The sequence below is a fragment of the Deltaproteobacteria bacterium genome, assembly GCA_016178705.1.
Taxonomy (GTDB): Bacteria; Desulfobacterota; Binatia; order HRBIN30; family JACQVA1; genus JACOST01.
The window spans coordinates 1-13294 of the sequence record JACOST010000018.1 but is presented as its reverse complement, the minus strand read 5'-3'; the positions used below and the strand labels follow the sequence as shown (position 1 = coordinate 13294).

General features: G+C 64.1%; 11 protein-coding genes. 10 read left to right on the top strand and 1 reads right to left on the bottom strand.

From position 1 onward, the window contains the following. Positions 1-69 precede the first annotated feature (69 nt). Positions 70-2322 carry a hypothetical protein gene (locus tag HYR72_13485; GenBank protein MBI1815986.1) on the bottom strand — a complete coding sequence of 751 codons (2253 nt, stop codon included), beginning with the start codon at positions 2320-2322 and terminating at the stop codon, positions 70-72. Positions 2323-2539: 217 nt separating this feature from the next. Here HYR72_13485 and HYR72_13480 point away from each other — a divergent pair, with 217 nt between their 5' ends. From HYR72_13480 to HYR72_13435, 10 genes are all read left to right on the top strand, one after another. Next, positions 2540-4240, top strand: a complete 1701-nt coding sequence (locus tag HYR72_13480; GenBank protein MBI1815985.1) for a tetratricopeptide repeat protein — start codon at positions 2540-2542, stop codon at positions 4238-4240. Beyond that, complete coding sequence (locus tag HYR72_13475; protein MBI1815984.1) at positions 4237-5067, top strand: hypothetical protein; 831 nt, start codon at positions 4237-4239, stop codon at positions 5065-5067. Before HYR72_13480 ends, HYR72_13475 begins: the two co-directional genes overlap by 4 nt. Further along, the gene (locus HYR72_13470; protein ID MBI1815983.1) at positions 5064-6773 is read left to right on the top strand and encodes an ABC transporter substrate-binding protein; all 1710 of its coding nucleotides are present in this window, start codon (positions 5064-5066) and stop codon (positions 6771-6773) included. The genes HYR72_13475 and HYR72_13470 overlap by 4 nt, the downstream gene beginning before the upstream one ends. After that, on the top strand, positions 6773-7756 hold the full coding sequence (locus tag HYR72_13465) for an ABC transporter permease (GenBank protein ID MBI1815982.1): 984 nt from the start codon (positions 6773-6775) through the stop codon (positions 7754-7756). The genes HYR72_13470 and HYR72_13465 overlap by 1 nt, the downstream gene beginning before the upstream one ends. Continuing rightward, positions 7753-8760: an ABC transporter permease gene (locus tag HYR72_13460; GenBank protein MBI1815981.1), complete on the top strand. Its 1008-nt coding sequence runs from the start codon at positions 7753-7755 to the stop codon at positions 8758-8760. Before HYR72_13465 ends, HYR72_13460 begins: the two co-directional genes overlap by 4 nt. Positions 8761-8805: 45 nt before the next feature. Next, positions 8806-9597 carry a glucose 1-dehydrogenase gene (locus tag HYR72_13455; GenBank protein MBI1815980.1) on the top strand — a complete coding sequence of 264 codons (792 nt, stop codon included), beginning with the start codon at positions 8806-8808 and terminating at the stop codon, positions 9595-9597. A gap of 47 nt (positions 9598-9644) precedes the next feature. Continuing rightward, the gene (locus HYR72_13450) at positions 9645-10757 is read left to right on the top strand and encodes an NAD(P)H-dependent oxidoreductase (protein ID MBI1815979.1); all 1113 of its coding nucleotides are present in this window, start codon (positions 9645-9647) and stop codon (positions 10755-10757) included. Next, the gene (locus HYR72_13445) at positions 10754-11191 is read left to right on the top strand and encodes a nuclear transport factor 2 family protein (GenBank protein MBI1815978.1); all 438 of its coding nucleotides are present in this window, start codon (positions 10754-10756) and stop codon (positions 11189-11191) included. The genes HYR72_13450 and HYR72_13445 overlap by 4 nt, the downstream gene beginning before the upstream one ends. Next, positions 11124-11360 carry an SDR family oxidoreductase gene (locus HYR72_13440; GenBank protein ID MBI1815977.1) on the top strand — a complete coding sequence of 79 codons (237 nt, stop codon included), beginning with the start codon at positions 11124-11126 and terminating at the stop codon, positions 11358-11360. Before HYR72_13445 ends, HYR72_13440 begins: the two co-directional genes overlap by 68 nt. Positions 11361-12054: 694 nt before the next feature. After that, complete coding sequence (locus tag HYR72_13435) at positions 12055-13113, top strand: diacylglycerol kinase (protein MBI1815976.1); 1059 nt, start codon at positions 12055-12057, stop codon at positions 13111-13113. The last annotated feature ends 181 nt before the right edge of the window (positions 13114-13294 follow it).

The following is a 13294-nucleotide window of genomic DNA, read 5'->3' as shown; positions in this document are numbered from 1 at the left end:
GGAGCGCCGACAGGCGAGTCTCGAAGCATGCGGGTTTTCAAACGGACTGCTGGGCAATCGACCGCTGCGTCACCACTCGACGGAGACAGCAGCGTGTGTGTCGACCATCGCCTGCGTCACCGCTACCACCACGATACGTTCGCCGGCAGTGAAGCGATAGCCGCCGTCGACGCGAAAGCTGTCCTCTTCAACCGGCGCGGGCAACGCGGTGTGAAACTCGAACCGGCCGTCACGGTTCACGCTGAGCGGAATGCGCACTTCGGCCGGTGGCGCATCGGCCGTGCGTACGACGTAGCTCGCCGTGATGGTCTGCACTTCGGTAGGGAGGTTGCCGGTGAGCGTTGCGCCGGGTTTCAGTTCGTAGATCTGCCCCTTTGGAATGGCGACCCGACGTTGCTCCCCGCCGTCGCCGCCGGCGGTGTAGATCTCGGCATCGCGGCTGAAGAAGCGCGGCTGGAGCTGGCCGAACTCGCCGGACCATCCGCTCGTCATGAACAAGCGGAAGGCGGCGAACTGATTCATCGCCGGCCGAAACACCGGCGCACCGCTGGCGTCGAAGGTGACGAATCGATCGGACCGGACGCCGCTGCGGCGCAGCGTGCCGACGATCTCTTCGGCCGGATTCATCAGCACGAGATAGCGGGCCGGCTGCGCGCGTAACGCGTCGGTGAACTCGTCGGCACCGCGCGACTGCCAGACGCGATCGAGCGTCTGCTCGGTCCCCGGCGCGATTTCGAAATTGAACGGATCGACAATCACCGGCCGGTCCGCGAGTACGCGGAGCTGGTGGCCGATCGACCATGGACTGAACACGCCGTAGCTCGGCGTGCCGTCACCGATTGGCGCTGGGTCGGGCGTGTGCGCGCGCAGCCAATCCGTCAGCTCGGCAATCACCGGCATGCGCGCGCACGCGTCGCCGTGAATCGCGACGCGATCGGCAAGGTCGCCGGTGTAGAAGATCGGCCCGATCGTCAGCGCCATCACGCCGGCGGGCAGCCAGCGAGTCACGCGACTTGAGAAGAGCGGCAGCCGCCGCAGTGCGCGGACGGTTTCGAATGCCGCGACGGCCAGCCCGATTACCTGCAGTGAGCTGAGGATGTAGAGGTGACGAAACTCTTTGAAGCCGAACAGTAGTGCGGCTGCCAGCACGATCCAGCGGAACCAATAGTCGGTGCTCGCGTGGGCGCGCGCGCCTGCCCACAATTTTGCGCAGATGAACAGCCCCGAGAACGCGAGCAGACGGTACCACGCCGGCGCGCCCCAGAAGCCTGCCTGAAATACCGGCGCCTCTTCGCCGACGAAGATGCGGTTGCTGATCATCATTCGGCCGACGATCGTCGCGAGTGTGCCCGTCCAGTACAGCACCGCGACGGCTGGCAGCGCGACCAGCGCCAGCGCGGCGGCGGTGCCGAGACTGACACGGCCGAGGCTGTGCCGCATGCGCACGACGCGCTCGAATCCGTTCAGCGCGCTGCTCATGCTGACCCCGAGCGTCGCCAACCACAGGGGTTGGAACAGCGTCGGGTACGTCCAGCTGAGATCGGCGAGGGGTAGCGGATCGGTTTCGAGCCCGCGCTGCGCGACGACGACCATGATCGCCACCGCGCTTGGCGACAGAAACCAGAACCATCCCGCGCGCGGTTCGGGATCGCTGTTGCTTGCGATGCCCGTCAATTCGGACGCGAACACACAGCCGAGAAGCAGCGACACGTAGAGAATCGCTTCCGGCGTCATGCCGATGAGCGCCAACAGTCCGAGGAGCCAGCCGAGCGCGTGTCGGCGGAGCCGACCCCACACCAGTAGCAGAGTGCCGACGTGAGCGAAGAGATGATGGTCGATGGTGCCGAAGAAAAACGGCCGGCACACGTCGGCGCTGAACGCGCACAAGACGCCGACCAGTGCGAGGCACCAGACGCTGTCAGTGAAGCCGCGAGCGATGGCCACCGCGAGCGCAACCGCCAGCAGCCCGAACAGCGGTGGAATCCACGACAGCAGCGCGATCAGCGCGTCGCGCTGCTCGGCGCCAACGCCGGCGAGCTTGGCAACGGTCGCATAGAACAGCGAGTGCAACGCCAGCCAGTGAACGCGATAGCCATGCGGATAGTGCGAGAAACGGTCGATGGACGGGACGTGCGGATACTGGCGCAGACAATCCTGTATCCGGTGGAGTTGATAGAGCGAGTCGTTCTCGCACAGGGTGAAGCGCCACTCGGGGGCGGCCACCGGCAAGCGCCACAGCAGGGCGCCAGCCAGCACGCCGGTCAGCACGACTGCCCACACCAGGCGATGGCTCGCTGGCGAAGTAGCGGCGGCGGGACTCATGCGAGGGCTCGGATCGCGACTGATTTGCTGCGCACGCGTCGCTCATGAACCAGAATTCAGCGCGCGGCACAAACGCCTTGCGATGGCGCCGGACTCGATAGCGCGACTCTAGCCATTATGCTACGCGTTCAAGGTGATGCTGCAACGATTTCCTTCGTCAGTCATGCGTGTGAGCGTGGTAGCGGGCGCGGCCGGGGCGCTTGTCGGCTGCGCGTCGATGCGCTCACCAATTCGTCACGTGTCGTCCCCCAGTTGGTCGCCGGAGCTGCAAGCCGAGGTGTTGGCGCCCCAAGCTCCGCCGCCCGAAGCCGCGGCGATGGGGCACTTTCTCAAGGCCGAGATCGCCGCGAACCAAGGCGATCAAGATCGGGCGTTGAAGGAGTACGAGCAGGCGGTGGCCGACGATCCCAACTCCGCCATGTTACGAGTGCGGTTGGCGACCCTCTACGTCCGCAGTGGCATGTTGAACGAGGCGCTCGAACAGTGCCGCGCCGTGGTCGACATCGATCCGCAAAACGTCGACGCGCGGCTGCTGCTCGCCGGCATCCAGTCGTCGCTCGGCCACGATCAAGAGGCCGCCACTGAGTACGAGACCGTGCTCACGCTCGAACCCGACCACCAAGAGGCGCAGCTGCTGCTCGGGGCGCTCTACGGCCAGTTGCAACAGTACAACCGCGCCATCGAGGTGTTGCGCCGCCTGACGAAAACGAATCCTGATTCGTTCCTCGGCTACTACTACCTGGGGCGCGTGTACGCCGCCGACCACCAATTCGACCAGGCCGAGAAGGCGTTGCGCGAGGCCATGCGGTTGAATCCCCAGTCGGAACTCGTCCTCATCGACCTCGGGCTATTGTACGAAGCGCAAAAGCAGCCTGAGAAGGCCATCGAGTACTATCAGCGGGCGCTGAGTACGAATCCGATGAGCAAGGCCGCGCGCAAACGGCTCGGCGGCGTCTACGTCGGCCAGAAGCGGCTCGAGGAAGCGCTGTCGCAGTTCCAGGAGCTGGAAAAAATCGAAGACAACCCGCAGGAGACGCGTGTCAAAATCGGCCTGATCTTCTTCGAAAAGAATGACTACGAACGCGCCGCCACGGAGTTCACCCTGGTGCTCGCCGCCGACCCCAGCAACGACCGGGTACGCTACTATCTGGCGTCGGTGTACAGCGAGATGAAGGTCTACGATCGCGCGGTCGATGAGTTCGAGCGTATTCCCGCCAGCAGCGAATTCTATCCCGACGCCCGTGTCCACATCGCCTACATCCGGCAGCAGACGGGCCGCGTCGACGACGCGATCGCTGAAACCAAGCGCGCCATCAACGCCAAGCCCGACAATGCCGAAGTCCTCAACTATCTCGCCGCGCTGTACCGCGAGAAGGGCGCGTTGGCCGACGCGATTCAATTGCTGGAGCAACTCGTCGCCAACAGCCCGGACAACGACAAGTACTGCTTCACGCTCGGCGCGCTCTACGACGAGGCCGGTAACAAGGAGCAGGCCGTCGTCGAGATGCGCAAGGCAATCGAGATCAATCCGCAGAACGCCTCCGCGCTCAACTACCTCGGCTACACGTACGCCGAAACGGGTACCAACCTCGACGAGGCGGAGAGCTTGATCCGTCGCGCGTTGGCCATCGATCCCGAAGACGGCTTCTACCTCGATAGCCTCGGCTGGGTGTTCTATCAGCGCGGCAACTATGACGCGGCGATCGAACAATTGGAACGCGCGGTCGAACGCTCGGGTGACGATCCCACCATCCTGGAACATCTCGCCGACGCGTATGGAAAGGCTGGGCGCCCCGCGGAGGCGCTGCGCTTGTATCGCGACGCGTTGGGACGCGCCAAGGCCGCCGATCAACCGCGCCTGCGCGAAAAGATCAACATCCTCCAAGGCACCAACAGCGGGGGCGAGAGGGGCTCGTGATCTCCGCCATCGGGGCGGCCATGGTCAACGCGACGGTCAGGCGACCGGCGCTCATGACGGTCGCGCTGCTGCTCGTGAGCGGCTGCGCGACGCTGCGGCCTCCGGCTCCTGCGATCGCACCGCCGCTGCCGAGCGCAGCCGAATTGGTGACACGCTTGGAGCAGCAACGCGCTGCCCGCGTCAGCCTGCGTGCGCTCGCCCACTTCGTTTACGACGGCCCCGATGAACATCGCCGTGCTCGCCAAGTCGTGCTGGTGCAGCGCCCCGAGCGTTTGCGCATCGAAGTGCTGTCGCCGCTCGGCACCGTGTTCGTGCTGACGGCGGACAACGGCGCACTCGCGGCCTACGTGCGCAGCGAGGCGACGGTGTATCGCGGCCGCGCCTCGCGCGCGAATCTGCAACGCTATGCGCGCGTCGACCTCAGTGTCGCCGACGCGGTCGATGTGTTGCTCGGCACGCCGCCTGTGGGTGATGGGCGCAACGATGCAGTGTCGTTCGATCCCACGTCGGACACGATCCAGCTATCAAGCGCCACTGACGCGGGTGCCCATGTGATTGCGTTCGACCGGGCGTTGCGCGCGGTGGCGATCGAAACGCACGATGCGGATGCACAGGTGCGCTGGCGCGCCGAGTTCAGCGCCTTCGCAGCTCCAGCGGATGTCCCGACCACCATTGTGATCGCCCTGCCACCGCAACAGCAGCGACTCACCCTCGAACTGCAGGAGGTCGAGGTGAACCCTGCCATCGATGCCGCGCTGTTCACGCTCGCGACCCCGGCGGGTACGCGGGAAGTCGCGCTCGATGACGGGGCGGAGGCGGAGTCATGATCGCCCGACGCGGCGCCGCATTCGGTTTCGCCGCGTGGCTGGCGTGGGGTTGCGCGTCGGACCCCAGCACTCCGACCAGCACCCCGGCGCCGGTGACGGCCAGCAAGCGCGGACAACAACTCACCACCGCCACGATCAGCGACCCGAAGACATTCAATCCCATCTTAGTGACCGACAGTGCATCCGGGATGGCCCTTGGCGATCTCTTCGAGGCATTGGTTCGCATGAACCCCAAGACCACCGAGACCGAGCCGCAGCTCGCCGAACGCTGGGAGTACAACGCCGACGGCACCGTGTGTACGTTCTACCTGCGCAAAGATGTGCGCTGGCACGACGGCAAGCCGTTTACCGCGCGCGACGTGGCGTTCACATACAAGGCGATCTTCGACGATCGCGTGCCTAACAGCACCAAGCATGTGCTCACCATCGACGGCAAGCCGATCAAAGTCGAGGCGATCGACGACTTCACCGTGCGCTTTCAACTCCCGCGTCCGTTCGCTCCGCTGCTGAACTCGATCAGCACCGAGATCGTTCCCGAGCACATTCTCGGTGAATCGCTGGCCAACGGCACGTTCGCGCAGCAGTGGGGTATCGACACGCCGCCGGAAAAGCTGATCGGCACCGGGCCGTATCGCATGGCGCAGTACGTCCCCGCGCAGTACGTCCGGTTCAAGCGCAACCCGGACTACTGGAAGCGCGACGACAGCGGCCAGCCGCTGCCGTACCTCGAAGAGCAGACGCTGCTCATCGTGCCGAATCAGGACACGCTCTTCCTCAAGTTCCGCGCCGGTCAGACCGACATCCACCAGCCGCGCCCCGAAGAGATTGCCGATCTGCAGCGCGACAGCCAGCAGCTCAACATCACTGTGCGTGAGATCGGTATCGATACCGGGACGCAGTTTGTGGTCTTCAATCGCAGTCCCAAGCACTACGAGCGCGAGGGCAAGCGCGATCCGCAGCTGACGTGGTTTACCGACAAACACTTTCTCCAAGGGCTGGCGCACGCCATCGACAAGCAGTCGATGACGGTCAACTGCTTCAGTGGCTACGGCGTGCCCGCAGTGGCCGACATCTCGCCCGAAAACAAACTGTTCCACAATCCGAACCTCGCCGACTACAGCTACAACCTCGACGAGGCGCGCCGCGTCCTAGCCGAAGGCGGCTATGCCCTCAAGGACGGCGTGCTCAGAGATCGCGACGGCAATGCCATCGAGTTTTCGCTCTACACCAACTCGGGCAATCAACTGCGCGAGCAGATGTCGGCCATCCTCAAGGAAGACTGGACGAAACTGGGGATGAAGGTGAACTATCGGCCGCTGGATTTTCCCGCGTTGGTGGAGAAGATCGACACCACCTTCGATTGGGACGCCATCCTGATCGGCTTCACCGGTGGCATAGAGCCGCACAATGGCGCCAACATGCTGCGCTCGAGCGGCAACCTGCACATGTGGAACCCGAATCAAACGACGCCGGCCACCGACTGGGAGAAGACGATAGATACCTTGGTGGAGGAGGGATCGCGCGAGTTGGACATCGAAAAGCGCCGGCGCGTGTACTGGAAGATTCAGGAGATCTTACACATCGAGCTGCCGATGATTCAAACCGTGCGCCAGCGCATGTTCGTCGCGGTCAAGAACTACGTGCAGAACTACGAGCCGTATGTGTGGGGCGTCTACCGCCCCGAGCGGATTCGTATCGCGGAATGATGGGACCGTATCTGCTGCGCCGGTTGGCGCACATGGTCCCGCTGCTGTTGGGGATCACCTTCCTCTCGTTCTTCGTCATCAACCTCGCGCCCGGGGACTTCTTCAGCACGCTGAAGATGAACCCATCAATCCGTCCCGAAACCATCGCCGAGCTGCAACGGCAGTTCGGTTACGGCGAGCCGCTGCTGACCCGCTACTTCAAGTGGCTGTGGCGCGCGCTGCACTTCGATCTCGGGATGTCGCTGGCCTATCGCGTCAACGTCGCCGAGCTGATCGGCATGCGCGTGTTCAACACCGTGATCCTGTCGGTCGCGAGTATGGTGTTCACCTGGAGCCTGGCGATCCCGATCGGCATTCTGGTCGCGCTGCGCCCGGACTCGTTCACCGACCGTGTGCTGTCGTTCGTCGCTTTCTTCGGCATGTCGGTGCCGAATTTCTTTCTCGCGTTCCTGCTGATGTACGCCGCGCTGCAAACCGGGTGGTTCCCGGTTGGCGGTAGCACCTCGATCGACTACGACAGCCTCGGCGTTGGCGGTCGGCTGCTCGATCGCGCGCACCATCTGATCTTGCCGGTCATAGTCTTGGGCACCAGCGGGATGGCGAGTCTGATGCGGCTGATGCGCGCCAACATCATCGAGATGAAGCGCGCCGAATTCTTACTGACCGCGCGCGCCAAGGGCTTGCCCGAACGCGTCGTGGTGTTGAAGCACATCCTGCGCAATGCCCTCAACCCGTTCATTACCTTGGCCGGCTACGAGCTGGGCAGCCTGCTCGGTGGCGCGGCGCTGGTCGAAGCGGTGATGAACCTGCAAGGGCTCGGCACGTTGATGCTCGACGCGGTGCGTTCGCTGGACATCTATCTTGTGATGGCGTCGGTGCTGATCGGGTCGCTGCTGCTGTTGATCGGCAACCTGTTTGCGGACGTGGCGCTGACGCTGGTCGATCCGCGTATCGACTTCACGCGGCTGGAGGCCGATCGATGAAGCGCGGACCGGGTCTGACCGTTTCGCTCAGCGCCGGCATCCTGGCGGTCTTGTATCTCGCCGCCGCCGCCGCGCCGTTTGTCGCGCCGTACGACTACACCGAGCAGTTCCGCCCCTTCCCGCACTGCCCGCCGTCGCTGTGGCGACTCAATCCGCCGTCGCGCTGGTCGGAGTCGGTCTTCTACACCTACGCCTACCAGCTCGAAAGCCCGACGACGCGCCGCTACGCGGCGCTGACGGACGAGCGGGTGCCGGTGCTGCTGTTTCACGAGGGGCATTTGTTCACGACTCCGGCTGACGGGCCAAAGTTTTTCTTGTTGGGCACTGATGGACTCGGGCGCGATTTGTTCTCCCGCATCGTCAACGGTGGGCGCGTCAGTCTCACCGTCGGCCTCGTCGGTGTGGCGATCAGTTTCACGTTGGGGACGCTGGTCGGCAGTTTCGTCGGCTACCTCGGCGGCTGGATCGACAACCTCACCATGCGCTTGGTCGAGATCGAGATGTCGCTGCCGTCGTTCTACTTTCTGCTGGCGCTGGCGGCGGTGATTCCGGGATGGATCGCGCCGGCGATGCGCTTCATGTTGATCATCGCGATCATGAGCCTGATCAGTTGGGCCGGGTTCGCGCGCATCATTCGCGGCATGGTGTCGTCGTTGCGCGAGGGCGAGTACGTGATCGCCGCGCGCGCGCTGGGCGCGACGCGCTGGCGCATCGTCACGCGCCATCTGATACCGGGCACCTTCGGCTACACCATCGTGGCCGCCACGCTCGCGATCCCGGGGTTCATTCTCGGCGAAAGCGCGCTGTCGCTGCTCGGCCTCGGCATTCAGGAACCGGGCGCGAGCTGGGGCAACTTGTTGGCCGAAGCGCAGAACGTGCAGAACCTGACCAAGTACCCGTGGATTCTGGTTCCCGGACTCTTTATCTTCGTGACCATCATGTCGTTCAATTTTCTCGGAGACTACTTACGCGATCGGCTCGATCCCCGCGGCGCGCAACGGTAAGAGCACCGTGATAGGGTTCAGCATCAATTGGAAGGGAAGTGACAAATGATCCTCGATCGTTTTCGGCTCGACAACAAGGTGGCCATCGTCACCGGCGCCAGCGCCGGCATTGGGCGCGGCAGTGCGCTGGCTTTCGCCGACGCCGGGGCGCACGTCGTCTGCGCGGCGCGCACGCCCGATCGACTTGAACGAGTTGCGGACGAAGTTCGCAGTCGCGGCGTACGCGCGCTGGCGGTACCGTGCGACGTCAACGATGAGCGGCAGATCGAACGCGTCGTGGCGCGCACCGTCGAAGAGTTCGGTCGCATCGACATCGTTGTCAACAACGCCGGCGGCACCGCGCCGACCGCCGCACTCGATCTCAGCACGCGCGACTTCGAAGCGGCGTTTCACTTCAACGTGACCACCTCGTTCCTGCTCACGCGGCTCGCCGCGCCGCATCTGGCGAAACACGAAGGGTCGGTGATCAATATCTCCAGCGGCTTGTCGCACCTGGTCGAGATCGGCTTCGTGGCGTATGGCACCGCGAAGGCGGCGCTGTCGCACATGACGCGCCTGCTGGCGCATGAGTTCGCGCCGAAGATCCGCGTCAACGCGCTCGCCGTCGGCGCCACCGAGACCGATGCGCTGTCGCCGTTTCTCGCCGCCGCCGAAGGCCTGCGCGATCAAATGGTGGCGATGACGCCGATGGCGCGCCTCGGCACGCCGGAAGACATCGCCTGCGCGGTGCTGTACCTCGCGTCGCCGGCAGCGAGCTGGGTGACCGGCAAGATCTTCGAAGTCGATGGCGGCACCATCGCCTCGAACTGGCCGTTCAAGATGCCCACGGGCCTGTGAGCCACGCGAGCCGTTGGGCTCGTTCGATGGGCAGAAGCGGAGGGCGGATGACGACGTGGCATCGGCTCGGAACGAAAACGGAGTTGCTCGCGCGCGTGCCGTGCGCGGTCAAACTGGACCGCCATGGCATCGCGCTCTTCTTCTATCAGAACGCGTTTCGCGCCATCGGTAGTTCCTGCAATCACAAAGGTGGTCCGCTGTGCGAAGGACGTCTGCGCGACGAGTTCGTCATGTGTCCGTGGCACGGATGGGAGTACAGCGTCATTACCGGAAAGGGACCCGCCGGCTACGATGAGGAGCAGGTGCCGGCATTCGCGGTCGAAGAACGCCCCGACGGTGTCTACGTGGCGACGCCGCCGCGCATGCCTCGCAAGCTGGTCAAACACAAGCCGCTCCACTTGCTCGAGGAACATTCGAAGGCGCCTGGGGCACCGCCGCGCGTGCTCGGGATTTCGACGACGGCGATGGATGCCGGCAATCCGCGCTTCTCGACGTCGGATGCGCTCCTGCAGCACGCACTCACGCACGCGAAGGAAGCGCTCGGCGCCGATACGCAGCTCATCCAACTGCGCGATCTACAGTTCCGTCATTGCGAGGGCAATTACTCGAAGGCGGCGCGTGCGTGTACGTGGCCGTGCGCGATCACCGAGCGCGATCCCGACGATCGGCTCACACCGGTGTACGAAGGCTTAGTCCACTGGGCCGACGTCCTTCTGGTTGCCACGCCGATTCGCTGGGGCAACCTGTCGTCGCTGTACTACAAGATGGCCGAGCGCCTGAACTGCGTCCAGAATCAGATCACGACCCACAATCGCGTGCTGATCAAACACAAGGTCGCGGCCTTCATCATCACCGGCGGGCAGGACAACGTGCAGGGCGTGGCCGGCCAACTGCTGACGTTCTGGGGCGAACTGGGCTTCGCGGTGCCACCGTTTCCCTTCATCGCGCATTCGCGCGGCTGGGACGCGGAGGACATGGAGCAGAATGTCCGGAAGGTGCGTGCGAGTGTCGCGCTCCGCGAGGCGTCCGCTCAACTCGTCACCCGGGCGCTCGACCACTGGCGGGTCCTCGACCACCACCGTGCCGAGTTGGACAAACCAATGGAGCGCAGCGGTCGCAAGGCGCATCGCCTCGCCCCGCCGCCGGAGGTGTCGTCATGAGCGAGCGTATGACCATTGCGAAGGCGTACGAGCGTGCCTTGTTCGCCGGGCGGATGGATGAAGTCGGTCGGCTTTTCACCGACGACATCGTCTATTGGGTTGCGGGTGCACCGCCAATCGGGGGCGAGTGGCGTGGACGCGAAGCGGTGCTGCGGGCGTTTGCCAACCGCGAATTCGGTCTCGGCGCGGCCGATTGGGGCTACGACGAAGTGTGGCGCGATTGGTACGAGGCGGACGAGCGAGTGATCGTCGAGATCCGCGAACGCAGTTGGTTGAAGCACGCGCCGGACGACGCCATCGATCAACGCACCTGCGTCGTCATCAAGTTCCGCGACGACCACATCTGCGAGATGCGCGACTACAGCGATGCGTATTTGTACGAATCATTTCGCCAGCGCCATCCTGAGCTGCCGAAATTTCGCGGCACAGTGTGAGTTCAGACACGCGCCCGCGATGGCGCGCCTCGGCACGCCGGAAGACATCGCCTGCGCGGTGCCCTACCTGGCGTCGCCGGTCGCGAGCTGGGTGACCGGTAAGATCTTCGAAGTCGACGGCGGCCCCATCGCCTCGAACTGGCCGTTCGAAATGCCCACGGGGTTGTGAGCGCCTGTTCTGCGCGTGATCTGGAGCGGGAGGCCGCTGTTACCGCGGAGGTGAGCCTTGCCCTAGCTCAAGCCGCCGTGGTAGGCCGCGATTACGAGCAGCGCGATGCACATTCCTGATTTGTGGTTAGTGGGACTTGTGGCGATCGCTGCTCTAGCGAATCTGCTTTGGTGGCGGTTCCTTTCGACGAGTGATCGCGGCAGTGATGATCCCCATATAATTCGTGCAGGGCTTGCGCGGATCAAGAAGAGGCAACGATTTACATGGGGCGTTTTCCTGACCTATATGCCCGTGGGGTACGTGGTCTTCTCAACCGCGGGACCAGGCTGGATCTCCACAACCACTGTAGTCTCGTGGTTTATGATGTTCGCTGTCGGTGGCACCATCGTCAGCCTCAGTCGTTGTCCTAGATGCGGGAAACCCTTCTTCGCGACGCGTTGGTATCACAATGGATTCGCGCGTCGATGTTTGCACTGCAAGCTTCGGCTGAATGCGGAGCCCTATCAGAGCGGAATGCCCCCGAAACCTTGCTAGCGTTGTCAAAGTAGATCACTCGCCAATTCAAACCGGGTCACTTGCGGCCCATTGTAGCTAGCACAGGGCGCCCCCCCCATGATCGCGATTGCTTGACCCTCCCGTCGCCCTCCGCCATAGGTGGCGGCCCGGCGCGCGCCGGAGATCGGAGCGGAGCGTCATGGCGTATCGTGTGATTCAGTGGGGGACCGGCAACGTGGGGGCGTTCTCGTTGCGTTGCATCGTCGACCATCCGGAGCTGGAACTCGCCGGTGTGTGGGTGAGCAGCGACGCGAAGGCGGGTAAAGACGCCGGCGAATTGTGCGGCCGCAAATCGGTGGGCGTGCGCGCCACCACCGATGCCGACGCGCTGCTCGCGCTCGACGCCGACTGTGTCTGTTACACCGCGACCGCCGATCTGCGCCCGTTCGAAGCGATCGAGGACATGTGCCGCATCCTCGCCGCCGGCAAGAACGTCGTGTCGAGTTCGATGGTGCCGCTCGTGCATCCGAAGTCGTTCATCGCAGAAGTGCGCGACAAATTAGCGGAGGCCTGCCGCATCGGCGGCACGTCGTTCTTCACATCGGGAATCGATCCGGGCTTCGCGAACGATCTGCTGCCGCTTACGCTCACGGGATTGTGCGGACCCTGGCAGGAAGTGCGCGTGCTCGAGATCATCAACTACGCGACCTACAACCAGCCGACGGTGATCTTCGACACGATGGGATTCGGCAAACCGCTCGACGACACGCCGCTGCTGCTGACGCCAGGCACACTTGAGTTCGCCTGGGGCGGGACGGTTCGGTTGCTTGCAGATGGACTCGGCGTGACGCTCGATGACGTTACGTCGTGGTACGAGAAGCGCCCGGCGGTAAGACCGATCCGCATTCTCGGGCGCACCGTCGAGGTTGGCACCATGGCGGCGTTGCGCTTCGAGGTGCGCGGCATGATCGCCGGGAAAGCGGCGATCGTGGTCGAGCACGTCACCCGGCTCGATGACGAGCTGTGCCCGGAGTGGCCGCGCGGCAACGGCAGTTACCGCGTGATGATCACCGGCAATCCGAAGATGAGCTGCGAACTCGAATTCGAAGACGAGCACGGCGACCACGCCGTCGGCGGTGTGGTGCTCACGGCGACGCGCATCGTCAACGCCATCCCCGCCGTCTGCCAAGCCGCGCCGGGATTACTCTCGGCACTCGATCTGCCGCTGGTGACCGGGCGCGGCCTCTATCGGCCGTGACCGTGAAGGGGTAACAGAAAACTTCTCACGCACAGGCGCCGAGTTACCATGTGTTCGGTTGGAGTGAGCTGAGAAAGATGGGAGCCTCACCTTGTGCACGCGGGACACGCCAAACGTGGCCGCAAGATTGTTGCACCAAGAAGGGAGGCTCCCATGACCAAGGTAGTGCAGCGACCCGAGG

What these genes read in the sequence shown, in the direction of transcription:
- HYR72_13485 (MBI1815986.1), bottom strand. Translation starts at nt 2,322, where the DNA reads ATGAGTCCCGCCGCCGCTACTTCGCCAGCGAGCCATCGCCTGGTGTGG.
- HYR72_13480 (MBI1815985.1), top strand. Translation starts at nt 2,540, where the DNA reads ATGCGCTCACCAATTCGTCACGTGTCGTCCCCCAGTTGGTCGCCGGAG.
- HYR72_13470 (MBI1815983.1), top strand. Translation starts at nt 5,064, where the DNA reads ATGATCGCCCGACGCGGCGCCGCATTCGGTTTCGCCGCGTGGCTGGCG.
- HYR72_13465 (MBI1815982.1), top strand. Translation starts at nt 6,773, where the DNA reads ATGGGACCGTATCTGCTGCGCCGGTTGGCGCACATGGTCCCGCTGCTG.
- HYR72_13460 (MBI1815981.1), top strand. Translation starts at nt 7,753, where the DNA reads ATGAAGCGCGGACCGGGTCTGACCGTTTCGCTCAGCGCCGGCATCCTG.
- HYR72_13455 (MBI1815980.1), top strand. Translation starts at nt 8,806, where the DNA reads ATGATCCTCGATCGTTTTCGGCTCGACAACAAGGTGGCCATCGTCACC.
- HYR72_13450 (MBI1815979.1), top strand. Translation starts at nt 9,645, where the DNA reads ATGACGACGTGGCATCGGCTCGGAACGAAAACGGAGTTGCTCGCGCGC.
- HYR72_13445 (MBI1815978.1), top strand. Translation starts at nt 10,754, where the DNA reads ATGAGCGAGCGTATGACCATTGCGAAGGCGTACGAGCGTGCCTTGTTC.
- HYR72_13440 (MBI1815977.1), top strand. Translation starts at nt 11,124, where the DNA reads ATGCGTATTTGTACGAATCATTTCGCCAGCGCCATCCTGAGCTGCCGA.
- HYR72_13435 (MBI1815976.1), top strand. Translation starts at nt 12,055, where the DNA reads ATGGCGTATCGTGTGATTCAGTGGGGGACCGGCAACGTGGGGGCGTTC.